Raw genomic sequence first — 25,021 nt, 5'->3', positions numbered from 1 at the left:
TGCGGCGTACGGGACGAGGCGCGGCTAGCCGGCCATGTTGTCGGCCAGATCCTCGCTGAGGTTCGACTCGGTGCCCGGGATGCCGAGGTCCTGGGCCCGCTTGTCGGCCATCGCCAGCAGGCGGCGGATCCGGCCCGCCACCGCGTCCTTGGTCAGCGGCGGGTCGGCGAGCGCGCCCAGCTCCTCCAGGGAGGCCTGCTTGTGCTCCATGCGCAGCCGGCCGGCCGCGGCGAGGTGCTCGGGCACCTCCTCGCCGAGGATCTCCAGCGCACGCTGGACGCGGGCTCCGGCGGCCACCGCGGCCCGCGCCGAGCGGCGCAGGTTGGCGTCGTCGAAGTTGGCGAGGCGGTTGGCGGTGGCGCGCACCTCGCGCCGCATCCGCCGCTCCTCCCAGGCCAGCACCGACTCGTGCGCGCCGAGGCGGGTCAGCAGGGCGCCGATGGCGTCGCCGTCGCGGACCACGACCCGGTCCACCCCGCGCACCTCGCGCGCCTTGGCGGCGATGGAGAGCCGGCGGGCGGCGCCCACCAGGGCCAGGGCGGCCTCCGGACCGGGGCAGGTCACCTCCAGGGAGGAGGACCGGCCCGGCTCGGTGAGCGAGCCGTGGGCCAGGAAGGCGCCGCGCCAGGCCGCCTCGGCGTCGCAGGTGGCCCCGGAGACCACCTGCGGGGGCAGACCGCGGATGGGGCGGCCGCGGCCGTCCACGAGGCCCGTCTGGCGCGCCAGCTGGTCGCCGCCGGCGACGACCCGGACGACGTACCGGCTGCCGCGGCGCAGGCCGCCGGGAGCCATGACCACCAGGTCCGAGGAATGGCCGAAGATCTCCAGGATGTCCTTGCGCAGGCGTCTGGCCGCGATCCCCGTGTCCAGCTCCGCCTCGATGACGATGCGGCCGCTCACCAGGTGCAGCCCGCCCGCGAACCGAAGGATCGCCGAGACCTCCGCCTTCCTGCAGCAGGTCCGGGTGACGGGCAGGCGGGAGATCTCATCCTTCACCGCAGGCGTCATCGCCATGGGCCGATCCTTCCATGCATCCGAAAAATACGGTCGTACGCGGCGGCGAGCAGCTCCGGATCATGCTTCGGAGAGCCGTCTTCCCTGGCCACCGGCGCCAGCTCGACCGCGGCACCGAACCGTTTTGCGGCATCGGCGAGGGACTCGCGGTCGGGCACGGCGGCCTCGTCGGCCAGCACCACGTCCAGGGCGAGTTTAGGGGCGTGTCGGGCCAAAACCTCCAAATGACGCTGCGGAGAGAAGCCCTCTGTTTCGCCGGGCTGCGGCGCGAGGTTCAGCGAGAGGACCCGCCGGGCCTTGGTCTCGATCAGCGCGTCGAGCAGTTCCGGCACCAGCAGGTGCGGGATCACGGAGGAGAACCAGGATCCCGGACCGAGCACCACCCAGTCGGCGTCCAGGACCGCCGCGACGGCCTCCGGCACGGCCGGCGGATCGCCGGGCACGACCTGTACGGAGAGCACCTCGCCGGGGGTGGTGGCCACCGTGGCCTGCCCGCGGACGGTGTCGACCTCGCCCGGGCGGGCGGGGTCGTGGCCGCGGACCAGCGCCTGCAGCTCCAGCGGCACCGCCGACATCGGCAGGACCCGGCCCTGCGCGCCCAGCAGCTTCCCGACCAGGTCGAGTGCCTGGACGGGGTCGCCGAGTTGCTCCCACAGGGCCACGATCAGCAGGTTGCCGACCGCGTGCTCGTGCAGGGCGCCGGCCGACTGGAAGCGGTGCTGGATCACGCGGGCCCAGGTCTGGCCCCAGTCGTCGTCCCCGCACAGCGCGGCCAGCGCCTTGCGCAGGTCGCCGGGCGGCAGCACGCCGAGCTCCTCGCGGAGGCGGCCGCTGGAGCCGCCGTCGTCGGCGACCGTGACCACGGCCGTGAGCTCGCCGGTGATCCGGCGCAGGGCTGCCAGGGAGGCCGACAGGCCCATGCCGCCGCCGAGGGCGACGACCTTGGGTGCGACCACCTTGGGGGCTGCGCCGCGGCGCAGCCCGGTGCGGCCCGCGCCGTCCTCGCCCCGCCCCGAGGTGAGGCGGCGCAGGCGGCGCAGCCGCAGGGTCCGTCCGGTCACTCGCGCCCCATGTCCCGGTGGACTACGACGGTCTCGACTCCCTCGGAGGCGAGGCGGGCAGCGAGCTTCTCGGACATGGCCACACTGCGGTGCTTGCCGCCGGTGCAGCCGACCGCGATGGTCACGTACCGCTTGCCCTCGCGGCGGTAGCCGGTGGCGATGAGCTGGAGCAGCTCGGTGTAGCGGTCGAGGAACTCCTTGGCGCCGGGCTGGCTGAAGACGTAGCCCGACACCTCCGGGTTGAGGCCGGTGAAGGGGCGCAGCTCGGGGACCCAGTGCGGGTTCGGGATGAAGCGGCAGTCGACCACGAGGTCGGCGTCGACGGGGAGGCCGTACTTGTAGCCGAAGGACATGACGGTCGCCCGCAGCTCGGGCTCCTCGTCGCCCGCGAACTGGGCGTCCATCTTCGCGCGCAGCTCGTGCACGTTCAGGCTGGAGGTGTCGATGACCAGGTCGGCGTCACCGCGCAGCTCGCGCAGCAGGTCGCGCTCGGCGGCGATGCCGTCGGTGATGCGGCCGTCGCCCTGGAGGGGGTGCGGGCGGCGGACCGACTCGAAGCGGCGGACCAGTGCGTCGTCGGAGGACTCCAGGAAGACGATGCGCCGGGTGACGCCCTTGCTGTCGAGGTCGGCGAGGGACTCGCGCAGGGCGTCGAAGAACTGGCGGCCGCGGACGTCGACGACGACGGCGATGCGCGCCACGTTGCCCTGCGAGCGGGCACCGAGCTCCACCATGGTGGGGATCAGCGCCGGCGGGAGGTTGTCGACGACGAACCAGCCGAGGTCCTCCAGACACTTGGCCGCCGTACTGCGGCCGGCCCCGGACATCCCGGAGATGATCACCAGCTCGGGGATGGCCGCCTCGGCGGTATCTCCGGGCTCCACTGTCGTGCCCGTACTCACCTGTGCTCCGTCTCGGTCGTGCTCGGTCGTGTGGCCGGTCATCTCGTCGGTCGTCTGCTCGGTCTCGCGCTCGGTCATTGCTCGGTCCCCCGTTCGGACGATGTCCCCCGGCTGCCGCCGGGAGGTGCCCCCACCCGTGGGGGCGGGGTCTCATCCTCAATGATCTCTCCTGTCGCCGTGTTGACGGCAGGACCAGCGGGAACCGACTGGGCGAGCGCCGCGGCCACGGTCTCGGCCGTCTTGCGGCCTATGCCGGGGACCTCGCAGATCTGGTCGATTGTCGCCTGTCTCAGCTTTTTCACCGAACCGAAGTGCTTGACCAGGGCCTGCCTGCGGGTTTCCCCGAGACCGGGCACCTCGTCGAGCGGGCCCGCCTTGAGCCGCTTTCCGCGCTTGTTCCGCTGGTACTGGATGGCGAACCGGTGGGCTTCGTCACGTACCCGCTGGAGCAGGTAGAGCCCCTCGCTGGTGCGGGGCAGCACGACCGGGTCGTCCTCGCCGGGGAGCCAGACCTCCTCCAGCCGCTTGGCCAGCCCGCACACGGCCACGTCGTCGATGCCGAGCTCCTCCAGGGCCCGCTTGGCGGCGGCCACCTGCGGCTGCCCGCCGTCGACCACGACGAGCTGGGGCGGGTACGCGAAGCGCTTGGGCCGCCCGTCGTCCTCGGCGAAGGGGTCCTCCCCGTCCTCCGGGGACCACTCCCCCGTCTTCAGCTTCTCCTGGAGGTACCGGCGGAAGCGCCGGGACACCACCTCGTGCATGGACCGGACGTCGTCCTGCCCCAGATGCGACTTGATCTGGAAGCGCCGGTACTCGCTCTTGCGCGCCAGCCCGTCCTCGAAGACGACCATCGAGGCCACCACGTCGTCGCCCTGGAGGTGCGAGATGTCGAAGCACTCGATGCGCAGCGGCGCGCTGTCCAGCTCGAGGGCCTCGGCGATCTCCTCCAGGGCCCGGGAGCGGGTGGTGAGGTCGCTGGCGCGCTTGGTCTTGTGCAGGGCCAGGGACTGCTGCGCGTTGCGGTGGACGGTCTCCATCAGCGCCTTCTTGTCCCCGCGCTGCGGGATGCGCAGGCTGACCTGCGACCCGCGCCGCCCGGCGAGCCACTCCGCGAGGGCGGGCGTGTCCTCGGGCAGCGCCGGAACCAGCACCTCCTTGGGCACGCTCTCCCCGGTCTCCTCCCCGTAGAGCTGCTGGAGGGCGTGCTCGACCAGCCCTGCGGTGTCGACGGCCTCCACCTTGTCGGTGACCCAGCCGCGCTGCCCGCGCACGCGCCCGCCGCGGACGTGGAAGATCTGCACGGCCGCTTCGAGCTCGTCCTCGGCGACGGCGATGAGATCGGCATCCGTGGCGTCGGCGAGGACGACGGCGTTCTTCTCCATGGCCCGGCGCAGCGCTCCTATGTCGTCGCGCAGCCGGGCGGCCTTCTCGTACTCCATCTCCTCGGCGGCCTCGTGCATCTGCCGCTCGAGCCGGGAGAGGTACGTCCCGGTCCGTCCCGCCATGAAGTCGCAGAAATCCTCGGCGAGTTCGCGGTGCTCCTCGGGGGTGACCCGGCCGACGCAGGGCGCGGAGCACTTGCCGATGTAGCCGAGCAGGCAGGGCCGGCCGATCTGCGCGGAGCGCTTGAACACCCCGGCGGAGCAGGTCCGTACCGGGAACACCCGGAGCATCAGGTCGACGGTCTCGCGAATCGCCCAGGCGTGCCCATAAGGCCCGAAGTACCGCACGCCCTTCTTCTTGGGCCCCCGCATGACCTGAACCCTCGGGTACTCCTCGTTCATCGTCACGGCGAGGGAGGGGTAGCTCTTGTCGTCCCGGTACTTGACGTTGAACCGGGGGTCGTACTCCTTGATCCAGGAGTACTCGAGCTGCAGCGCCTCGACCTCGGTGGAGACGACGGTCCACTCGACGGAGGCGGCCGTGGTCACCATGGTGGCGGTGCGGGGGTGCAGCCCGGCGAGGTCCTGGAAGTAGTTGGCCAGCCGCTGCCGCAGGCTCTTGGCCTTCCCGACGTAGATCACCCGGCGGTGCTCGTCGCGGAATCGGTAGACCCCCGGGGAGTCGGGAATCTGCCCCGGCGCGGGACGGTAGCTGGAAGGGTCGGCCATGCCAACCACCCTACTTGCGGGGGCTGACAACGGACCCCCGCCATCCCCCCTCCCCGGGGTGTCACTCCGGCCCCCCGCGCATCCGGCCCCGCCGGCGTTCGGGCGCGGGGCCGTTCCAGCCCCGCCGGCGCTTGAGGCGCGGGTCCGGGCAGCGCCCGGGGAACGGGGGAAGGGCGGGGAGGGGCATTGCAGCCCGCAGGGCCCGGCGTCCGGGGGGACGGCCGGACCCTGCGGGGGTCACGGGGTCAGCCCTGCGCAGCGGTGCGCCGGCGCAGCCGCAGCACGGCCACGAATCCGGCCGTGCCCAGTGCGAGCGCTCCTGCGGCTCCGGCCGCCACCGGCGTACCCGCACCGGCATCGGCATCGGCGGCGCCCGCCGAGTACCCGCCGGCCTTGCCCCCCTTCGCGTACGCCGACCCCGGCAGCTTGTCCCCGTACGCCCGCGTCACCCGCGACCGGTATGCGGCGAGGCTGGTACCCCCCGCGCCGACGGCGCGTTCGGCGTCCTCGTCCAGCGGCAGCACCCGGCTGCCCTGGGCCACGTACCAGGCGTCGATCTGCGGTTCCCGGAACACCGTGCCGCCCGGCAGCTTCGCGGCGCCGAGCTGCGCGTAGCGGAATTCGTCGTCGCCGGTGGCGATGTTCACGACCTGCCACCCCGCCTCGGTCCGGGCGGTCCACAGCGCGGCCTGCTGCCCGTCCGAGGAGACGGCCTTGCTGGCGAGGAACTCCAGCCGGGCCACGGACGCCCCGGCCTTGCCCGCCACGAAGTCCGGGGACAGGTAGCTGACCGGTATCGCCTCCCCCTCGACCCGCGGCCGGGCCGCATCCGGCGCGACCTTGCCCTCACGGGCGAAGAAGCGGGAGAGCGTGGCCAGGGTGTCGGGGGCGGCGGCCGCCTGCGCGGCGGCGGCCCTGGTCTCGGCGGTGACGGACTGCGGCTGCGGTACGGGGGCCGCCGAGGCCTGCGGGGCCGCTACGCCGATGACGGCGACGGCGGTCGCGGCGAGAACCGCGGCGGCGGCGCGCCTGGTCGTGACGGTCATGGCGCTCACGCCCCGATCCGGTAGAGCGAGTGGGTCCAGGAGAAGGTGCTGTTGTCCACGTACCAGGCGTGCGAGGCCCAGTTGTAGCGGTCGCTGGACGGCCACGGATCGCCCCAGTAGACCCAGCTGCCGGCGGTGTCGTAGCCGTAGATGACGTGCATGTGGCCGCCGCCGTTGGACCACTGGATCCGGGTCTCGACCGGCCGGTTCTCGTCGATCTCGCTCTGCACGGTGGTGTAGCGGAGCCAGCCGTTCACGTACGAGCCGGAGTTGATGCCGGCCCAGTTCAGGGCGGTCTGGACGTTGCCGAGGGTGGCCTGGTTGTTGGGGCAGTCGTAGCCCTGCTGACGGTTGAAGGCGGCGTTGCAGAACTGGTTCTGGGTGTAGTTGCGGCCGAACCAGGTGGCGATGGTGTTGCCGCTCGCGGCCCAGCACCAGTTGGTCTTCTGCTGGGCCTGCATGGTGATGTTCAGGCGCTTGTACGCGAGGGCGGATTCGGTACCGGCATCGCTCGTGGGGGCAGCGGTGGCGGTGGCGGTGGGCAGGGCGAAGAGCACGGCGGTGAGGACGGCGGCCAGGGAAAGCCGCCGCCGGTTTCGGTTGCGCATCGCGTTCCTCCCGTGTGGGGATCTCCCCGGTGGGGCCGGGGAGGGTGGGGATGGAGGAGCGCGTCCGGACGCTGCTGCCGAGCATCAGGGTGTTGTCGCGATCAGGTCAACAGGCTTCAATACGCCGTGACATTGCAGTGTGAACGGCGGGGCCGCAGTGTGAACGACTGCCGTCCTTTCACCTGGACCCCGGGTGCCACCGGCGAGCACTCCCGCCCCACCGCGCGTGAATGTTCACAGGAGGAGCCGTCATGCGGTCGACCGGGGAGAGCGCGGAGGCGAGCGCGGAGGAACTGGGGCACCTGCTGCGGGCCGGCCCCTTCCACCTCGCCCTGCGCGCCGCCCTCACCGCCCGCGGCCTGCCCCTGCACCGCGTCCAGCACCGCCTCGCGGCCCGCGGCATCAAGCTCGGCGTGACCAGCCTCAGCTACTGGCAGCAGGGCGCCCGCCGGCCGAGCCGCCCCGAGTCACTGAAGGCCGTACGGGCCCTGGAGCAGATCCTGGAACTGCCCGAGGGCACGTTGCTGCGGCTGCTGGCCGCCCCGGAGGGCGCCGGACCCGAGGCGGTCCGCCCGCCGGCCCGCTCGTACCGGGCACTGGTCAGCGTCGGCGCGGCCGTGGAGGGGCTGCTGGCCGGCATGGAACTGCCCGCCGACGGCGGCCTGCACACCGTGGGCCACCACGAGCGGGTGCGGATCGGGGCGGGCGGCGAGCTGCTGGGCCGCGAGTCGCAGCACGTCGTACGGGCCCACCGCGACGGGGTCGACCGGTACGTCGCCGTCCACCACGGCGACCCCGGCTGCGACCCGGCCAGGGTCGGCGTCCGGGCGGACGAGAACTGCCGGACCGGACGCGTCCGCTGGCACCGGAACGCCGAGGTGCTGGTCGCCGAGCTGCTCTTCGACGCCCGGCTGCGCGCCGGGGACACGTACGTCTTCGGGTACGGCTTCGAGGACGGGACCGGCGGCCGCTGCACCGAGTACGTCCGCGGGTTCAGCTACAGCGGCGGGCAGTACGTGCTCCAGGTCCGCTTCGACGAGGCGGCGCTGCCGGTGCGCTGCCGGCGGTTCAGCCGGTCCGGACCGGGCGCGCCGCGCAGCGGGCTGACGGACCTGACACCGAGCGGGCGCCACCGGGCCGTGCACCTGGTGGAGCCGGGGGTGCGGCGCGGGCTGCTGGGGATCGCCTGGGACTGGGCGTAGCCGCCGTGCCGGGGTTCTCCGGCTCAGCCCGCGATGAGCTTGCCGCCCTCGGCCTTGACAGGGACGGCGGGCAGCGGGTCGGTGGCGGGGCCGCGCAGCACCTTGCCGGTCGTCACGTCGAAGCGGCTGCCGTGGCAGGGGCAGTTGCCCTCGCCGTCGTCGATCTTGTCCAGGACGCAGCCGGCGTGCGTGCACTGGGCGCTGAAGGCCTTGTACTGGCCCTCCGCCGGGCAGCTGACGACCAGCTTCTTCTCCCGGAACAGCTTCGACCCGCCGACCGGGACCTCGGACGCGGCGCCGAGCTCCACCGGGGCGGCCGGGACCGCCGGGGAGCCCGAGCCGCTGTTGCTCTCGGTGGAGCAGGCCGTGAGCGCCGTCCCGCCGCCGACGGCCCCGACGATCGCGGCGGCGCCCTTGAGCACGGTACGGCGGGCGGCGGACTGCGACGCGGACATGCGGTTCTCCTGGCCTGAGGGTTCCGGTGGTTCCGGTGGTTCCGGTGGTTCTGCGGGTGCTGCGGCTGCTGCCGGTGCTGCCGGTGCTGCCGGTGCTGCCGGTGCTGCCGGGTCCCCCGACGATACCGCCGCCCGGTTCCGCCGCCCGATGGGATACCTTCCCCCGCGTGATCGTCGTCGGTGGAGAAGCCCTGATCGACCTCGTGCCCGTGGCGCAGCCGCCGGGCGCGCTCGTGCCGCGGCCGGGCGGGGGGCCGTACAACACCGCCCTCGCGCTGGGCCGGCTCGGTGCGGAGGTCGCCTTCTGCTCCCGGGTCTCGACGGACGGCTTCGGCGAGGGCCTCCTCTCCGGGCTGCGTGCGGCCGGGGTGGACCTCTCACTGGTCCAGCGCGGGCCGGAGCCCACCACCCTCGCCGTGCCCTCGCTGGCCCCGGACGGCTCGGCGGCGTACGGCTTCTACGTGGAGGGCACGGCCGACCGGCAGTTCACCCTGCCCGAGGCGCTCCCCGCGGGCACCCGGGCCCTGGCGCTCGGCACCTGCTCCCTCGCCCTGGAGCCGGGCGCGAGCGCGTACGAGGCCCTGCTGCGCCGGGAGTCCGGGCGCGGGGTGCTGACGCTGCTGGACCCCAACATCCGCCCGGCGCTGATCGCGGATCCGGCGGCGTACCGCGCCCGGTTCCTGGGCTGGCTGCCGTACGTGTCCGTCCTCAAGCTGTCGGAGGAGGACGCCCGGTGGCTGGGCGGCCGCGTCTCGGACTGGCTGGCGGCGGGGCCCTCGGCGGTGGTGCTGACCCGGGGTGCGCAGGGGCTGACGGTCCGGACCCGGGAGGGTGCGGAGTACACCGCGCAGGCCCGCCGGGTCGCCGTGGCGGACACGATCGGCGCGGGCGACACGGTCAACGCGGCCCTGCTGCACCGGCTGTCGGGTCCGGCGGGGCCGGCCGACGGCCCGGTGGACTGGCCCGGCGTGCTGGCCTACGCGGCCCACGCCGCGGCGCTCACCTGTACCCGGGCGGGCGCGGAGCCGCCGTACGCGGCGGAGCTCAGCGGATAGCGGCCCACAGGGTCCGGGCCACGGCGGGGGCGAACTCCTCGACGGGCCGGACCACCTCCGGGCCCGAGAAGTGCAGGAAGAAGGCCCGCTGGAAGCAGGCGCCGAGCAGCAGCTCGGCCGCCGCCTCCGGATCGGCGTCGGGGCGCAGCCGCCCCCGCTCGAGCTCGCGGCGCAGCCGGCCGGTCAGTGCGTCGCGTACGACGTGGGGGCCGGTGCCGATCTCCTGGACGCCCTCGCGGTGCCGGGTCAGCAGGGCGGGCTCGGCGAAGAGCGAGGCGGCCATGGGCATGGCGTCGGCGTAGAAGAGCGAGGCGTGGCGGGCGATCGCGGTGAGCTCCTCCTCGACCGAGCGCCCGTCGTGGTCGCCGGCGAGCTCGGCCATGAGCGGCCCGGCGTTGGGGGTGCGCTCCATGAGGACGCGCACGAAGAGCTCCTCCTTGTTCGCGTAGTGCTTGTAGAGCGCGGCCTCCGAGCAGCCGGCCTCGCGGGCGATGGCCTTGGTGGTGGTGTTGGCGAGGCCGATGGTGCGCATGAGCTTCTCGGCGGCGTCGAGGAGTCGCTCGGGGGTGGGCCGGCTTGACTTCGGGGTGAGCATTCACTCACCCTAGCTGAAGAAGGGGTGAGTAAATGCTCACCCACCCTTGGACGGGAGCCGGCCATGAAACTGACGGTGTTCGGAGCCACGGGCGGTGTCGGCCGTGAGGTCGTCCGGCAGGCCCTCGACGCCGGCCACGAGGTGACGGCGGTGGTCCGCGACCCCGCCCGGCTGGGCGTGCCGGCGCACGACTGCCTCCACGTGGCCGTGGTGCGCGATCTGACGGACGAGGACGCGCTGCTCCCGGTCCTCACGGGCCGGTCGGCGGTGGTCTCCGCCCTGGGCTCGGCGAGCAACAAGCAGGCCCGGCTCGCGCCGGTCACCGGCCCGGCGCTACGGGCCATCGTGTCGGCGATGGACCGGGCGGGCGTGAGCCGTCTCGCGGCGGTGAGCGCGGCCCCGGTCGGCCCGGACGTCGCCACCGACGGGTTCGTGGCCCGGAGGGTCTTCCTCCCCCTGCTGCGCCGGGCCCTGCGCGATCTGTACGCCGACCTGGCGGTCATGGAGGCGACGATCCGCGCGAGCGGCACCGAGTGGACGGTGATCCGCCCGCCCCGCCTCTTGAACAAGCCGCGGACCGGGAGCTACCGCCGGGCCATCGGCGCCAATGTCCCGGGCGCCCGGACCATCTCCCGCGCGGACGTCGCGGACGCCCTGCTGACCTCCCTGACGGACCCGTCGACCGCGGGCCGGGCGGTGGGCGTGGCGGCCTGACCCGGCGGGCCCCGCCGCGGGCGGCCCCCACGGGGGTGGAGCCGCCAGGGGAGGCGGGGGCAGAGGAGGGCCCCGGCAGCCGTTCGGCTGCCGGGGCCCTCCTGCGTTCGGCGCTCCGCGGTCAGGCCTTGCGGGCCCGCGTCGCGGTCTTCTTCGCCGGCGCGGCCTTCTTGGCCGCAGTCCGCTTCGCGGCGGCCTTCTTCGGCACAGCCACGAGCGACGCGGCGTCGGAGACCCGCTCCGCCCCCAGGATGTCCCGCAGGAACTTGCCCGTGTGGCTCGCGCCCACCGACGCGACCTGCTCCGGCGTGCCCTCGGCGACCACCAGGCCGCCTCCGTACCCGCCCTCGGGACCCATGTCGATGACCCAGTCCGCGGTCTTGATGACGTCCAGGTTGTGCTCGATGACGATCACCGAGTTGCCCTTGTCCACCAGCCCCGACAACACCTTGATCAGCTTCGAGATGTCCTCGAAGTGCAGACCCGTCGTCGGCTCGTCCAGCACGTACACCGTCCGCCCCGTCGACCGCTTCTGCAGCTCCGACGCCAGCTTCACGCGCTGCGCCTCACCGCCCGACAGCGTCGGCGCCGACTGGCCGAGCCGGACGTAACCCAGCCCCACCTCGTTCAGCGTGCGCAGGTGCCGTGCGATCGTCGGCACCGCCTCGAAGAAGTCCAGCGCCTCCTCGATCGGCATGTTCAGGACCTCGGCGATGGACTTGCCCTTGTAGTGGACCTCCAGCGTCTCCCGGTTGTACCGGTCGCCGTGGCAGACCTCGCACGGGACGTACACGTCCGGCAGGAAGTTCATCTCGATCTTGATCGTGCCGTCGCCGGAGCAGTTCTCGCACCGGCCGCCCTTCACGTTGAAGGAGAAGCGGCCCGGCAGGTAGCCGCGCACCTTCGCCTCCATCGTCTCCGCGAAGAGCTTGCGCACGTGGTCGAAGACGCCCGTGTACGTCGCCGGGTTCGACCTCGGGGTCCGGCCGATCGGCGACTGGTCGACGTGCACGACCTTGTCGACGAGGTCGTCCCCGTCCACCCGCGTGTGCCGCCCCGGCACCGACCGGGCGCCGTTCAGCTCGCGCGCCAGGTGCGTGTACAGGATGTCGTTGACCAGCGTCGACTTGCCCGACCCCGACACGCCCGTCACCGCCGTGAGCACGCCCAGCGGGAAGGACACGTCGATGTCCCGCAGGTTGTTCTCCTTGGCGCCGTGGACGGTCAGCCTCCGGTCCCCGTTCACGGGCCGGCGGATGTCCGGCACCGCGATGGACCGCTTCCCGGACAGGTACTGCCCGGTCATCGAGTCGCCGTTCTTCAGCAGCTCCTTCAGCGAGCCGCTGTGCACGACCTTGCCGCCGTGCTCGCCGGCACCCGGGCCGATGTCCACGACCCAGTCGGCCACCTTGATGGTGTCCTCGTCGTGCTCGACCACGATCAGAGTGTTGCCCATGTCCCGCAGCCGCACCAGCGTCTCGATCAGCCGGTGGTTGTCCCGCTGGTGCAGCCCGATGGAGGGCTCGTCCAGTACGTACAGCACGCCGACCAGGCCGGAGCCGATCTGGGTGGCGAGGCGGATGCGCTGGGCCTCGCCGCCCGACAGGGTGCCGGCGGCGCGGTTCAGCGAGAGGTAGTCCAGGCCGACGTCGACGAGGAAGCGGAGCCGCTCGTTGACCTCCTTCAGGACCCGCTCGGCGATCTTCTTGTCGCGGGCGTCGAGCTTCATCCGCCCGAGGAAGTCCGCGCACTCGCTGATCGACATCGCGGCGACCTCGGCGATGGACTTCTCCATCACGGTCACCGCGAGCACGATCGGCTTGAGCCGGGTGCCCTCACAGGTCGGGCAGGGCACCTCGCGCATGTAGCCCTCGAAGCGCTCGCGGCTGGCGTCGCTCTCGGACTCGGAGTGCCGGCGCTTGACGAACGGCACGGCGCCCTCGAAGGCCGTCGTGTACGCCCGCTCGCGCCCGTACCGGTTGCGGTAGCGGACCTCGATCTGCGTCTTGTGCCCGTACAGCAGGGCCTTCTTCGCCCGCTGCGGCAGCCCGGCCCACGGGATGTCCGTACGGAAGCCCAGCTCGCCGGCGAGCGCTCCGATCAGCCGCTGGAAGTAGTCCTTGGTGTGGCCGAGGGACCACGGGGAGACCGCGCCCTCGTCCAGGGACTTGTCCTCGTCGGGGACGATCAGCTCCGGGTCGACCTCCATGCGCGTACCGATGCCGGTGCACTCGGGGCAGGCGCCGAAGGGCGAGTTGAAGGAGAAGGAGCGCGGCTCCAGCTCCTCGAAGGACAGGTCGTCGTACGGGCAGTAGAGGTGCTCGGAGTACATCCGCTCACGCTCGGGGTCGTCCTCGGCGAGGTCGACGAAGTCCAGGATCACCATGCCGCCGGAGAGGCCGAGGGCGGTCTCCACGGAGTCGGTGAGCCGGCGCTTGGCGCTGTCCTTGACGGTGAGGCGGTCGATGACCACCTCGATCGTGTGCTTCTCCTGCTTCTTCAGCGTGGGCGGCTCGGAGAGCTGGATGGTCTCCCCGTCCACCCGCGCCCGGCTGTAGCCCTTGGTCTGGAGGTCGGAGAACAGGTCGACGAACTCGCCCTTGCGCTCGCGCACCAGCGGCGAGAGCACCTGGAAGCGGCTGCCCTCGGGGAGCGCGAGCACCTTGTCGACGATCGCCTGCGGCGACTGGCGGGAGATGGGGCGGCGGCACTCGGGGCAGTGGGGCTTGCCGATGCGCGCGAAGAGCAGACGGAGGTAGTCGTAGACCTCGGTGATGGTGCCGACCGTCGAGCGCGGGTTGCGCGAGGTCGACTTCTGGTCGATCGAGACGGCCGGCGAGAGCCCCTCGATGAAGTCCACGTCGGGCTTGTCCATCTGCCCCAGGAACTGGCGGGCGTACGACGAGAGCGACTCGACGTAGCGGCGCTGGCCCTCGGCGAAGATCGTGTCGAAGGCCAGGGAGGACTTGCCCGAACCGGAGAGTCCGGTGAAGACGATGAGTGAGTCGCGGGGCAGGTCGAGCGAGACGTTCTTGAGGTTGTGCTCGCGAGCGCCACGAACGATGAGACGGTCGGTCACGCCGGTCCGCACCTTTCTTGAGAGAGCGGGGGCACGGGCCCCCGTCCCAGGGTATGGGGGGCGCCTCTGCAACGGGGAAGAGAGCTTGGACTTCGAGCGTATAGCACGCGCATTCGATTTACGGCACTCCCCGGACGGCTTCACCCGTTCGTGTGGTCGGGGCGCCGCGGCACTAGGCTCGGATCCATGACTGATCATGTGCACGACCTGCAATCTGTACGTGAAGCCACGGACCGACTGCTGACCGCGGTCGCGAAACTGGACAACGCCGCCCTGGCCGAGGAGTCACACCTCCCGGGCTGGACCCGCGGCCACGTGCTGGCCCACCTCGCGCGCAACGCGGACGCCCTCGTCAACGTCTTCGCGGGCCGCCCGATGTACGCGAGCGCCGAGGCCCGCGACTCCGACATCGAGCGCGACGCCCCGCGCCCGCTGGACGTCCAGCTCGCCGACCTGCGCGAGACCCACGCGGGCTTCCTGGCGCAGACCGGGCAGGACCAGGACTGGTCGCGCACCGTCGAGCTGCGCAACGGGGTCACCGACCTGGCCGCGAACGTGCCCTTCCGCCGCCTCGTCGAGGTCGAGCTGCACCACTTCGACCTGAACATCGGCTACGAGCTCTCCGACCTCCCGGAGGAGTTCACCGGGCGCGAGATCGCCTTCCTCGCCGACCGCTGGACCGGGCGCCCCGAGGTGCCCCCGGTGACCCTGCAGATCGAGGGCGACGGCAGCGGCTCCACGTGGCACACCGGCGGCGCCGAGGGCGGCCCGGTCACCCTGGTCGGCACCGGGGCCGAGCTCCTCGGCTGGCTGGCCGGGCGCGGGGACAAGGGCGCACACCTCACTGTCGTCGGCGGCCCCCTCCCGGCCCTCCCCCCGCTCTAGGATCAGGACATGACGTATAGCGGAGCGGTCAAGGTCGGCGGTCCGGCCGACGTGCACGAACTCCCGGACCTGATGATTTCCAAGGTCGCGGTGGGCACCATGAACAACAACGCGTACCTGCTGCGCTGCCGGGCCACCGACGAGCAGCTGCTGATCGACGCGGCCGCGGAGCCGGCGACCCTGCTGCAGTTGATCGGCGACGACGGCATCGCGTCCGTCGTCACGACGCACCGGCACGGCGACCACTGGGGTGCGCTCCAGGCCGTGGTCGACGCGACCGGCGCGCGCACCTATGCGGGCGCCGACGACGTCGAGGGCATTCCGGTGGCCACCGAAGTGCCCGTCACGGACGGGGACACGATCCAGGTGGGGCGGGTCACGCTGACCGCCCGCCACCTGGTCGGGCACACCCCCGGCTCGATCGCCCTCATCTACGACGACCCGCACGGGCATGCGCACGTGTTCACCGGGGACTGTCTCTTCCCGGGCGGCGTCGGCAACACCGGGGGCGACCCGAAGGCCTTCGCCAGCCTCATCGACGACGTGCAGCACAAGCTCTTCGAGCAGCTGTCGGACGAGACCTGGGTCTACCCGGGACACGGCAACGACACCACGCTCGGCGCGGAGCGGCCGCACCTGGCCGAATGGCGCGAGCGCGGCTGGTAACACCCGCCCGGTCCCGGTCAACACCGCGACAGGAAGCACTCCTTCCGGTCGAAGATGACCGAACGCACGTCCTGGGGGTGTGGGGCGGGGTAATTGCTGCACCATGCAACAAGACCCCTCCCCCGCCCTCCCTCTCCCCGTCGTTCCCCGCTCACCCTCGATGCTGCGGCTGGCCTCGGCCTCGCTCGCCGGAACGGCCATCGAGTTCTACGACTTCTTCGTCTACGGCACGGCCGCCGCCCTCGTGCTCGGCCCGCTGTTCTTCCCGTCCTTCTCCCCGCTCGCCGGGACCCTCGCCGCCTTCGCCACCTTCGGCGTCGGCTTCCTCGCCCGCCCGCTGGGCTCGGTGGTCTTCGGCCACATCGGCGACCGCTACGGGCGGCGCCCGGTCCTGCTCGGATCCCTGCTGCTCACCGGCCTCGCCACGGTGGCGGTCGGCTGCGTGCCGACGTACGCGACGATCGGCATGGTGGCGCCCCTCCTGCTGCTGGTACTGCGCTTCCTGCAGGGGCTCGGCCTCGGCGGCGAGTGGGGCGGCGCGGTCCTGCTGACCGCCGAGCACGCCCCCGAGCAGAAGCGCGGGCTGTGGGCGAGCTTCCCGCAGGCCGGCCCGGCGGTGGGCTTCCTGCTGGCCAACGGCATGACCCTCACCCTGTCCGCGACGCTGACCGACGGGCAGTTCGCCTCATGGGGCTGGCGCGTCCCCTTCTGGGCGGCGGGCGTACTGGCCCTCGCCGGGCTGTGGCTGCGCCGCTCGGTGGAGGAGACCCCGCAGTTCCGCGCCCTCGCCGAGACCGGCCGGCGCTCCGACGCCCCGCTGTCCGAGGTGGTGCGCGGGCACTGGCGACTGCTCCTGCTGACCGGCGGGGCCCTGTCCATCGGGTACGCGGTCTTCTACGCGGTCACCACCTGGTCCCTCGCGTACGCGACCGAGCACCTCCGCGTGGACCGGACGGTGATGCTGGCCTGCATCATGACGGCCGTCGCGCTCAAGGGCCTGATGACCCCGGTGATGGCGGTGCTCGGCGACCGCCACGGCCGGCGGCCGCTGTGCCTGGTCGGCTGCGCGCTCTGCCTGGTCTGGATGTTCCCGTTCATCGCGTTGCTGCGCACCGGGGACCCGCTGCTGATGACGCTGGGCTGCCTCGGCGGGCTGCTGGGCATGGTGACGATGTTCGCCGTGGTGGGCGCGTACCTGCCGGAGCTGTACGCCCCGCGGATCCGCTGCACGGGCGCGGCCGTGGGCTACAACCTGGGCGGGGTGCTGGGCGGCGCGCTGACCCCGATCGTGGCGACGGCGCTGGCGGACGGTTCCGGTCCGCCGTGGGGCGTGGCCGTGTACCTGAGCGCGATCGCCCTGCTCAGCCTGGTCTGCTTCGCGCTGCTCCCGGAGACGAACCCGACGGTCGTGCGGGCTCGCACCGGCCCCGGTACCGAGTCGGGCACGAGCGCAGGTACGGGAACGGGGGCGGCCGAAGCGGCCGCCCCCGCATAGCCCTTCGGGGCTGCAGGGCCCTACGCGTCGACACTCTCCGAGCGGGCGGCGGCCTCGGCGGCCGCCTGCTTCTTCGAGGCCATCAGGCTGGTGATCGTGGTGATCACCAGGACACCGCAGATGACGCCCAGGGAGACCGGGATGGAGATCTGCGGGACGTGCACCCCGGACTCGTGGAGGGCGTGCAGCACCAGCTTGATGCCGATGAAGCCGAGGATGACGGACAGGCCGTAGCTGAGGTGGACCAGCTTCTTGAGCAGGCCGCCGATGAGGAAGTACAGCTGGCGCAGACCCATCAGGGCGAAGGCGTTGGCGGTGAAGACGATGTACGGGTCCTGGGTGAGGCCGAAGATCGCGGGGATCGAGTCCAGGGCGAACAGCACGTCGGTGGTGCCGATGGCCAGCATCACGATCATCAGCGGGGTCAGGATCCGCTTGCCGTTGTTCCGGATGAAGAGCTTGGTGCCGTGGTACTGGTCGGCGACGCCGAACTTCCTCTCGATCGACTTGAGGAGGCGGTTCTCCTCGAACTCCTCTTCCTCCTCGCCCTTGGTGGCCTCCTGGATCAGCTTCCACGCGGTGTAGATGAGGAACGCGCCGAAGATGTAGAAGACCCACGAGAAGTTGGTGATGATCGCGGCGCCGGCCGCGATGAAGATCGCGCGGAGCACCAGGGCGATCAGCACGCCCACGAGCAGCACGCGTTGCTGGAGCTGGGAGGGCACCGCGAACTTCGCCATGATCAGGACGAAGACGAACAGGTTGTCCACGCTCAGGGACTTCTCGGTGATGAAGCCGGCGAAGAACTCCTGGGAGGCCTGGCTGTTGCCGAAGAACATCAGGCCGAGGCCGAAGAGTGCGGCGAGGACGATCCAGACGACCGTCCAGATGCCGGCTTCCTTCACCGACACGTCATGGGGCTTGCGGCCGATGAAGAAATCGGCGCCGATCAGGATGCTCAGACCGAGAATGGTCAGCACCCAGAGGGTCAACGAAACATCCACTGCTTATTCGCCTCCGGCAGATGGCTCAGCACACATGTCAGCGTCATCGCTGCCGGAGGTCTCTTCCACCCGGGCGGCCTGGAGGCCGTGGGCCGGCGCCCCGGGACCGACTGCGGTTCACATGACCCATGCGGTTCACGTGCCGAAATGGTCCGTATTGACGGGTACGCCGTAGCAGGAAAGCAGGAATACTCCCCTCCGCGAAGCCCAGGTTACCCGTCAGAGCCCGAAAAGGTAAAGAGAACGCCAAGGATCGGTCATGGACGGGCATTGCGCCGGGCCGCGGCGATCCGGTCCAGGGTCTGTTCCAGGACCCGGCTGCCCTGCGGTGGCAGGTCCGGCTCGAAGGTCCAGGCGTGCCCGACCCACGGGTCGGCGAGATGGTTGTCCGGCACCGGCGACAGCCGCATCAGCGAGCGCCACAGCGGGTCGAGCAGCGGTCCGTACGCCGAGGCCTCGTCGCGGTCCGCCACCATCAGCAGGTGCACACCGACCGCCGGCCCCTCGTCGGCCAGGTAGCGCAGCCGGGTGACGGCCCGGTCGTCGAAGCCGTGCGGGAAGTCGTGCACGATCAGCAGCTGGTCGGCGGTGTCCACATCGGGCGGCAGGTCCTCGGGCGCGCCGGCCCGCACGGCCATCTGCACGAGGTCCACCCGTCGGGTCAGCTCCGCCAGGGTCCGGGTGACCCCGGCGGCCCCGGCGGCGGGCGGGCCGGCCAGTGCCCCGGCCGCGACGAGCGGTGCCAGGGAGGCGGCCCCCGCCCCGGCCGCGTCGATGACGTGCACGGAGAACCGGTCCCCGGGGTGGACCGCGAGCAGCCGGACCGCGTGGGCGACGGCCATGTCCATGGCGGCCCGGCGCAGCCGGTCGGTGTCCATCGTCATGGCTGCCTCGGAGCCGGTGCGGCCGTTGTCGATCCACAGCCCGCGCTCGAGCGGGAGCCGCACGAGCATGGGGATCCGCAGGTCGGGCCGCTCGGGCAGGTGCAGGTCGCCGAGGCGCAGGGCCATCGGGGCCTCCTCGGGGACCCCGTGCCCGTGCCAGACGGGGTTGGCCCAGCGGGCGTACGGGGCCGGCAGCGCGGGCTCTACCACCTCGGACTCGGCGATCAGCTGGGCGAGGTCCCGGTCGAGCACGGCCTTGGCCTGGTCGACGAGCTCGTCGTGGCGGGCCCGGGCCTCGTCGCGGGCGGCGTTGCCGGAACCGCCCAGGCGGTGGCGGGGGTCGGACAGCGCCTCGTCGAGCTCGCGGTCCATCCGGGACTCGGCGAAGTCGCAGGCGCTGCGGTAGGCGGCCACCGAGCGGGCCAGGTCCTCGAACATGCCCCAGACCTGGTTGTAGAGCCGCTCGTCCATGGACCAGCCGCTGGCGTCGCCGGCGACGGGCACGGGCGGCCGGCCGGGCTGCGCGGGTGCGGCGGCCTGCGGCGCCGGTTCGGGCGGCTCGGTGGTGCTGCGGCGCCGGCGCGGGTGCACGTAGTTGAGTGTGGGTGCGTTGAGTGTGGGTGCGTTGAGTGTGGGTGCGTTGAGTGTGGGTGCGTTGAGTGTGGGTTCGCCGAGCGTGGGTTCACCGAGCGTCGGCGGGCCGTCGCCGGAGTCGCCGGGCGCAGTGCCCGGCGTACCGGCGTACGGGCCCCCGGACACCGGCACCGGGAACGGCTGCTCGGGGGCCACCGGGGCGGGCACGGCCGAAGCCGCGTCCTGCGGTTCCGGGCGGCCGGGCGGAGCCCCGGGGACGGCCCCGGGGCGCAGGGGCGCAGTGGGCGCGGGCGCGCGCGTGGCCTCGTCCCGCGCGGCCGCTCCCACGACCGCGGCGGCCAGGGCGATGGCGGCCGGTGTGCCCAGTCCGGCGTCGGCGAGCAGCGCGCCGAGCCCGTCTGCGTACCCCTGGCCCACGGCGCGGACCTTCCAGGCGCCCTGGCGCCGGTAGAGCTCGAGGGCCACCACGGCGGTCTCGGACTCCAGCCCGGTCACGGTGTACCCGGCGAGCTCGGCGCCCTCCGGGTCGGCCACGGCCACGTACGAGGCAGGGGCCGCGCCGAAGCGCGTCGGGCCGCCGGGCGGCAGGACGAGCACCACCCCGAGCCGGTGCACGGACGGTGCGACGGCGTCGAGGTCGACGGCGAAGCGGTGCTCACCCGCCACGGCCCCCGGCACCTCCAGTCCGGGCAGGTTCCGGGCGCCGGGGTGGGCCACCGACTCGGGGCCGGCCAGCCGGCCCGAGTCATCGCAGGCCGAGGCCAGGGCCAGGACGGGCGTGCCCGCCGAGACCCTGATCTCCACCTGCGTCTGGGACAGGGGGTGGTTCTGCCCCCGGACCAGTTCGGCCGTCATCGTGCAGCCCTCCCCCGTGCCCTTGCTCTTCTGTTCTGGTGCTCTGCCGTACTGCGGTGGTGCCGTACTGCCTACAGGTGCGGCAGGATCGCCGGCATCAGGTCCTGGAAGGTGCGGCCGTTGGCGGGGTTGCCGAGGGCCGTCATCTGCCAGCCGCTGCCGGCGCGCGACACCTTCGCCATGATCTGCGCGGTGTACTGCCCGCCGCCGTCCAGGGTGTAGCGGGCCAGCTCCTGGCCGTTGGTCTCGTCGACGATGCGGCAGAACGCGTTCTGCACCTCCTGGAACGTCTGGCCGGTGAACGAGTTCACCGTGAAGACGATCTGGTCGATGTGCACCGGCACGCGCTGGAGGTCGACGAGGATCGACTCGTCGTCCCCGCCCTGACCGGCGCCGCCGACGAGGTTGTCACCGGTGTGCCGGACCGAGCCGTCGTCGCTCTGCAGGTGCCGGAAGAACACCACGTCCACCGGCTGCTTGTCGGCGAAGAGCACCGCCGACGCGTCCAGGTCGATCTCCCGGGTCCGCGAGCCGAACAGCCCACGGCGCTTGGCCGCCTGCCAGCCGAGGCCCATCCGGACCGCGGTCAGGGTGCCCCCGTCCTGCTTCTGCAGACTGATGGCCTGACCCTTGGTCATGTTGACCGTCACGCGCTGTCCCCTCTCCTAGCCCGCCCCCGATGTGGGTGCGCACATGTACCTGCGGCTGCGCCCAACCCTACTGACCGGCCCCGGGTCAGGCGAGGCCCGCTTCCTTCATCTGCCGCAGCTCCTTCTTCAGCTCGCCCACCTCGTCCCGGATCCGGGCCGCGACCTCGAACTGGAGCTCGGCCGCCGCGCCGCGCATCCGCTCTGTCATCTGCTCGATGAGCGCGGCCAGTTCCTCGGCCGGACGGTCCGTCAGCGCCGCGGCCTCCTTGGCGGCCTTGGCGGCCTTGGCTCCCTTGACCCCCTTGCCGCCCACGGTGACCTGGCCCGCCTTGACCACGCCGAGCGAAGGCACGGGAGCCTTGGCGGCCTTGCCGTCCTTCCCCTGGCGGTACCCGGTGCCGAGGAGCTCCTCGGTGTCCAGTTCCTCGCGGGCGATGGTGGCGACGATGTCGTTGATCTTCTTGCGCAGCGGCTGCGGGTCGATCCCGTTCGCCGTGTTGTAGGCGATCTGCTTCTCCCGGCGCCGGTTGGTCTCGTCGATGGCCTTCTCCATCGCCGGGGTCATCTTGTCCGCGTACATGTGGACCTGGCCCGAGACGTTGCGCGCCGCGCGGCCGATGGTCTGGATCAGCGAGGTCCCCGAGCGCAGGAAGCCCTCCTTGTCTGCGTCGAGGATCGCCACCAGCGACACCTCGGGAAGGTCGAGCCCCTCGCGCAGCAGGTTGATGCCGACCAGGACGTCGTACTCGCCGGCGCGCAGCTCGCGCAGCAGCTCGATGCGGCGCAGGGTGTCGACGTCGCTGTGCAGGTAGCGGACCTGGATGCCGAGCTCCAGGAAGTAGTCCGTGAGGTCCTCGGCCATCTTCTTGGTGAGGGTGGTGACCAGGATGCGCTCGTCCTTCTCCACCCGCTGCCGGATCTCGTGGACCAGGTCGTCGATCTGCCCCTCGGTGGGCTTGACCACGACCTCGGGGTCGACGAGGCCGGTGGGGCGGATGATCTGCTCGACGAAGCCGTCGCCGCGGGAGAGCTCGTACTTGCCCGGGGTCGCAGACAGGTAGACCGTCTGGCCGATCCGCTTCTGGAACTCCTCCCACTTCAGCGGCCGGTTGTCGAGCGCGGAGGGCAGCCGGAAGCCGTGGTCGACCAGGGTCCGCTTGCGCGAGGCGTCGCCCTCGTACATCGCACCGATCTGCGGCACGGTGACGTGCGACTCGTCGATGACGAGGAGGAAGTCCTCGGGGAAGTAGTCGATGAGGGTGTTGGGCGCGGAGCCGCGCTCGCGGTCGTCCATGTGCAGCGAATAGTTCTCGATGCCGGAGCAGGACCCGATCTGGCGCATCATCTCCAGGTCGTACGTGGTGCGCATGCGCAGGCGCTGCGCCTCCAGCATCTTGCCCTGCTTCTCCAGCTCGGCGAGGCGCTCCGCGAGCTCCGTCTCGATGCCGGCGATGGCCTTCTCCATGCGCTCGGGGCCGGCGACGTAGTGGCTGGCGGGGAACACGTACAGCTCGCGGTCCTCGCTGATGACCTCGCCGGTCAGCGGGTGCAGGGTGGAGAGGGCCTCGATCTCGTCGCCGAACATCTCGATGCGGACGGCCAGTTCCTCGTAGACCGGGAAGATCTCGATCGTGTCCCCGCGCACGCGGAAGGTGCCGCGGGTGAAGGCCACGTCGTTGCGCGTGTACTGGATGTCGACGAAACGGCGCAGCAGCTGGTCCCGGTCCATCTCCTCGCCGACCTTGAGGGGGACCATCCGGTCGACGTACTCCTGCGGGGTGCCGAGGCCGTAGATGCAGGACACGGACGCCACGACGATCACGTCGCGCCGGGTGAGCAGCGAGTTGGTCGCGGAGTGGCGCAGCCGCTCCACCTCCTCGTTGATCGAGGAGTCCTTCTCGATGTAGGTGTCCGACTGCGGAACGTACGCTTCGGGCTGATAGTAGTCGTAGTACGAGACGAAGTACTCGACGGCGTTGTTCGGCAGGAGCTCGCGGAACTCGTTCGCCAGCTGGGCGGCGAGGGTCTTGTTCGGCGCCATCACGAGGGTCGGGCGCTGGAGCTTCTCGATCATCCAGGCGGTGGTCGCCGACTTGCCGGTGCCGGTCGCACCCAGCAGGACGACATCCTTCTCACCTGCACGGATGCGCTTCTCCAGCTCGGCGATGGCCGCCGGCTGGTCGCCGCTGGGCTGGTAGGGGCTGACGACCTCGAAAGGCGCCACCGTGCGTTCGATCTTCGATACGGGCCGCATGACTCCACCGTACGACCCCCCACTGACACTCACGCAGCCGCGCGCGGTCCGCGGCGCCGTGCCAGGTCCGGCGGTCCGGTCGGAAGTCCTCCTTTCTGGTCCGTTTGTCGTAGTTCGGTGGCGGCCCCGTGATCATCAACCGCATGATCGCCGTAGAGGTCCCCCGTGTAGTGCATCGCCGCAACGTCTGCCATTCCGCACGCGTCTGACGCAGGAACAGGGCTCCGAACCGAGGAGAACGCACATGTACGTCCGACCCGCCGCCGCGGCCGCCGCCGCATTCCTGGGCTTCACCCTGACCGTCCTGGGCGGGACGACCTCGTCCGCCGCCACCGGCCCCTCCTCCCCCGCTTCCCCGGCCTCTCCCGCCGGCGCGCCGGGGCTGCTGGGCCCCGTCGTGTACGCCCACCGGGGGGCTTCCGCGTACGCGCCGGAGAACACCCTCGACGCGATCGACCTCGCGATGCGGCTGGGCTTCGACTGGGTGGAGAACGACGTCCAGCGCACCAGGGACGGGGAGCTGGTCGTGGTCCACGACGACACCCTGGCCCGCACCACCGACGTCGAGCAGGCGTTCCCGGACCGGGAGCCCTGGCGGGTCAAGGACTTCACGGCGGCGGAGATCGCCACCCTCGACGCGGGCAGCTGGTTCGGCGAGGAGTTCGCGGGCGCCCGGGTGCCGACCCTGCGGGAGTACCTCGACCGGGTGCAGCGCAACCGGCAGCGGCTGCTGCTGGAGATCAAGAAGCCCGAGCTGTACCCCGGGATCGAGAAGGAGACCCTGCGGGTGCTGGACGAGGCCGGCTGGCTCGATGCGGACCACGTGCAGCGCCGCCTGGTCGTGCAGAGCTTTAGCGCGGACTCCGTACGCATCGTGCACGGCCTGCGCCCGGACCTCGTGACGGCCTTCCTGGGCACCCCGACCGTCGCCGACCTGCCGAAGTACGCCGAGTTCACGGACCGGATCAACCCGTGGCACACCACCATCTCGGCCGACTGGGTGGCGGCGGTGCACGGCCTTCTGGGCGCCCACGGAAAGGCGATGGAGGTGGACACCTGGATCGTGGACGACGCGGCGACGGCCCGGAAGGTGCAGGGCATGGGCGTGGACGGGATCATCACCAACGCCCCGGACGTCGTGCAGAAGGCGGTGCTCGGGGCCTTCGCGTACTGAGCGGCCTCGGGGAGCGGCGCGAGGTCTCCGGGCTGTCACACCCTCCCCGTACGGTGGAGGGGTGGACAGCACCGAGCGGCCCCGCGGGCCGCACCTCGAATGGACCGTGGTCCCCGGCGAAAGCGTCATCGGCGGACCTCTGCTCCTGGCCGCGACCCCGGAGGGTCTGGTCCGGGTCGAGTTCCATGCCGGTCCGGACCGGGTCGAGAAGATGATCGGCTCCCTCGTCTCCCGGCTCGGCGCCGACGCCTGGCGACCGGCACCGGGCCAGGAGGTGCTGCTGGCCGAGCCGGTACGCCAGCTGACCGCCTACTTCGCGGGCTCGCTCAAGCGCTTCGACCTGCCGCTGGACTGGCGGCTCAGCTCCGGCTTCAACCGGCAGGTGCTCCAGGAGCTGGACCGCTCGGTGCCGTACGGGGCGGTCGTGGGGTACGGGGAGCTCGCGGCCCGCGTCGGACAGCCGGGCGCGGCCCAGGCCGTGGGCAACGCCATGGGGTCGAACCCGCTGCCGCTGGTGGTGGCCTGCCACCGGGTCGTGGAGAACGACGGGGGCATCGGCGGTTTCGGCGGCGGGGTGGAGACCAAGCGGTCCCTGCTGGCGCTGGAGGGCGTCCTGCCGCAGCCGCTGTTCTGAGGGGAGTGGTCGGGCGCAGGCGCGGGCGGCAGGCGCGGGGCGCGGGCGGCAGGCGCGGGGCGCGGGCGGCAGGCGCGGGGCGCG

The 25,021-nt window shown here is 72.0% G+C and carries 21 protein-coding genes; 8 read left to right on the top strand and 13 right to left on the bottom strand.

Going from position 1 to position 25,021, the window contains the following annotated elements; translation table 11 throughout:
- Positions 1–24: 24 nt before the first annotated feature.
- The 6 genes from whiA to ACZ5WG_RS27125 all read right to left on the bottom strand — a co-directional run bounded on the left by whiA (position 25) and on the right by ACZ5WG_RS27125 (position 6,742).
- On the bottom strand, positions 25–1,014 hold the full coding sequence (gene whiA / locus ACZ5WG_RS27150; RefSeq protein ID WP_030160342.1) for a DNA-binding protein WhiA: 990 nt from the start codon (positions 1,012–1,014) through the stop codon (positions 25–27).
- The gene (locus ACZ5WG_RS27145; protein WP_468726521.1) at positions 1,005–2,075 is read right to left on the bottom strand and encodes a gluconeogenesis factor YvcK family protein; all 1,071 of its coding nucleotides are present in this window, start codon (positions 2,073–2,075) and stop codon (positions 1,005–1,007) included. Before ACZ5WG_RS27145 ends, whiA begins: the two co-directional genes overlap by 10 nt.
- Entirely contained in the window at positions 2,072–3,019 is a 948-nt protein-coding gene (rapZ, locus tag ACZ5WG_RS27140; RefSeq protein WP_468726671.1) for an RNase adapter RapZ, read from the bottom strand. The genes ACZ5WG_RS27145 and rapZ overlap by 4 nt, the downstream gene beginning before the upstream one ends.
- A 32-nt stretch (positions 3,020–3,051) precedes the next feature.
- Positions 3,052–5,088 (bottom strand): excinuclease ABC subunit UvrC, encoded by a 2,037-nt coding sequence (gene uvrC / locus ACZ5WG_RS27135; RefSeq protein ID WP_468726519.1) that lies wholly within the window; start codon positions 5,086–5,088, stop codon positions 3,052–3,054.
- Between the two features lie 245 nt (positions 5,089–5,333).
- Positions 5,334–6,134 carry a hypothetical protein gene (locus tag ACZ5WG_RS27130; RefSeq protein WP_468726670.1) on the bottom strand — a complete coding sequence of 267 codons (801 nt, stop codon included), beginning with the start codon at positions 6,132–6,134 and terminating at the stop codon, positions 5,334–5,336.
- A 5-nt stretch (positions 6,135–6,139) separates the two neighbouring features.
- Complete coding sequence (locus tag ACZ5WG_RS27125) at positions 6,140–6,742, bottom strand: papain-like cysteine protease family protein (RefSeq protein ID WP_468726518.1); 603 nt, start codon at positions 6,740–6,742, stop codon at positions 6,140–6,142.
- 251 nt (positions 6,743–6,993) lie between these two features.
- On the opposite strand from ACZ5WG_RS27125, the gene ACZ5WG_RS27120 reads away from it, so the two are divergent.
- Complete coding sequence (locus ACZ5WG_RS27120; protein ID WP_468726517.1) at positions 6,994–7,944, top strand: hypothetical protein; 951 nt, start codon at positions 6,994–6,996, stop codon at positions 7,942–7,944.
- A 23-nt stretch (positions 7,945–7,967) separates the two neighbouring features.
- On the opposite strand, the gene ACZ5WG_RS27115 is transcribed toward ACZ5WG_RS27120, so the two are convergent.
- Complete coding sequence (locus ACZ5WG_RS27115) at positions 7,968–8,399, bottom strand: Rieske (2Fe-2S) protein (RefSeq protein ID WP_468726516.1); 432 nt, start codon at positions 8,397–8,399, stop codon at positions 7,968–7,970.
- A gap of 167 nt (positions 8,400–8,566) precedes the next feature.
- Here ACZ5WG_RS27115 and ACZ5WG_RS27110 point away from each other — a divergent pair, with 167 nt between their 5' ends.
- On the top strand, positions 8,567–9,454 hold the full coding sequence (locus ACZ5WG_RS27110; protein ID WP_468726669.1) for a carbohydrate kinase family protein: 888 nt from the start codon (positions 8,567–8,569) through the stop codon (positions 9,452–9,454).
- Here the strand turns inward: ACZ5WG_RS27110 and ACZ5WG_RS27105 are convergent.
- The gene (locus ACZ5WG_RS27105; RefSeq protein ID WP_468726515.1) at positions 9,444–10,049 is read right to left on the bottom strand and encodes a TetR/AcrR family transcriptional regulator; all 606 of its coding nucleotides are present in this window, start codon (positions 10,047–10,049) and stop codon (positions 9,444–9,446) included. The two genes, ACZ5WG_RS27110 and ACZ5WG_RS27105, sit on opposite strands and share 11 nt — an antisense overlap.
- A 63-nt stretch (positions 10,050–10,112) precedes the next feature.
- On the opposite strand from ACZ5WG_RS27105, the gene ACZ5WG_RS27100 reads away from it, so the two are divergent.
- Complete coding sequence (locus tag ACZ5WG_RS27100) at positions 10,113–10,763, top strand: NAD(P)-dependent oxidoreductase (RefSeq protein WP_468726514.1); 651 nt, start codon at positions 10,113–10,115, stop codon at positions 10,761–10,763.
- Positions 10,764–10,884: 121 nt separating this feature from the next.
- Here the strand turns inward: ACZ5WG_RS27100 and uvrA are convergent, their stop codons facing one another.
- Positions 10,885–13,842, bottom strand: a complete 2,958-nt coding sequence (gene uvrA / locus ACZ5WG_RS27095) for an excinuclease ABC subunit UvrA (RefSeq protein ID WP_468726513.1) — start codon at positions 13,840–13,842, stop codon at positions 10,885–10,887.
- Positions 13,843–14,028: 186 nt separating this feature from the next.
- On the opposite strand from uvrA, the gene ACZ5WG_RS27090 reads away from it, so the two are divergent.
- The 3 genes from ACZ5WG_RS27090 (at position 14,029) to ACZ5WG_RS27080 (ending at position 16,888) form a co-directional block, all read left to right on the top strand.
- Positions 14,029–14,727, top strand: coding sequence for a maleylpyruvate isomerase family mycothiol-dependent enzyme (locus tag ACZ5WG_RS27090; RefSeq protein WP_468726511.1), 699 nt, complete (start codon positions 14,029–14,031; stop codon positions 14,725–14,727).
- A gap of 9 nt (positions 14,728–14,736) precedes the next feature.
- Positions 14,737–15,393, top strand: a complete 657-nt coding sequence (locus ACZ5WG_RS27085; RefSeq protein WP_468726510.1) for an MBL fold metallo-hydrolase — start codon at positions 14,737–14,739, stop codon at positions 15,391–15,393.
- 160 nt (positions 15,394–15,553) lie between these two features.
- On the top strand, positions 15,554–16,888 hold the full coding sequence (locus tag ACZ5WG_RS27080; RefSeq protein ID WP_468726668.1) for an MFS transporter: 1,335 nt from the start codon (positions 15,554–15,556) through the stop codon (positions 16,886–16,888).
- A gap of 20 nt (positions 16,889–16,908) precedes the next feature.
- Here ACZ5WG_RS27080 and ACZ5WG_RS27075 read toward each other — a convergent pair whose 3' ends face one another.
- The 4 genes from ACZ5WG_RS27075 to uvrB form a co-directional block, all read right to left on the bottom strand.
- Positions 16,909–17,892 carry a TerC/Alx family metal homeostasis membrane protein gene (locus ACZ5WG_RS27075; RefSeq protein WP_468726509.1) on the bottom strand — a complete coding sequence of 328 codons (984 nt, stop codon included), beginning with the start codon at positions 17,890–17,892 and terminating at the stop codon, positions 16,909–16,911.
- A 257-nt stretch (positions 17,893–18,149) separates the two neighbouring features.
- Positions 18,150–20,225: a TerD family protein gene (locus tag ACZ5WG_RS27070; RefSeq protein WP_468726508.1), complete on the bottom strand. Its 2,076-nt coding sequence runs from the start codon at positions 20,223–20,225 to the stop codon at positions 18,150–18,152.
- Between the two features lie 71 nt (positions 20,226–20,296).
- Positions 20,297–20,875 carry a TerD family protein gene (locus tag ACZ5WG_RS27065; protein ID WP_030292185.1) on the bottom strand — a complete coding sequence of 193 codons (579 nt, stop codon included), beginning with the start codon at positions 20,873–20,875 and terminating at the stop codon, positions 20,297–20,299.
- Between the two features lie 85 nt (positions 20,876–20,960).
- Entirely contained in the window at positions 20,961–23,129 is a 2,169-nt protein-coding gene (gene uvrB / locus ACZ5WG_RS27060; RefSeq protein WP_468726506.1) for an excinuclease ABC subunit UvrB, read from the bottom strand.
- Between the two features lie 244 nt (positions 23,130–23,373).
- Between uvrB and ACZ5WG_RS27055 the strand changes: the two genes are divergently transcribed.
- Positions 23,374–24,303 carry a glycerophosphodiester phosphodiesterase gene (locus tag ACZ5WG_RS27055; RefSeq protein WP_468726504.1) on the top strand — a complete coding sequence of 310 codons (930 nt, stop codon included), beginning with the start codon at positions 23,374–23,376 and terminating at the stop codon, positions 24,301–24,303.
- Positions 24,304–24,364: 61 nt separating this feature from the next.
- Positions 24,365–24,937 (top strand): methylated-DNA--[protein]-cysteine S-methyltransferase, encoded by a 573-nt coding sequence (locus ACZ5WG_RS27050; RefSeq protein ID WP_468726503.1) that lies wholly within the window; start codon positions 24,365–24,367, stop codon positions 24,935–24,937.
- The last annotated feature ends 84 nt before the right edge of the window (positions 24,938–25,021 follow it).

This window comes from Streptomyces sp. NPDC032745 (assembly GCF_055579465.1).
The sequence above is the reverse complement of the archived record's forward strand: the minus strand, read 5'-3'. Positions and strand labels throughout refer to the sequence as shown.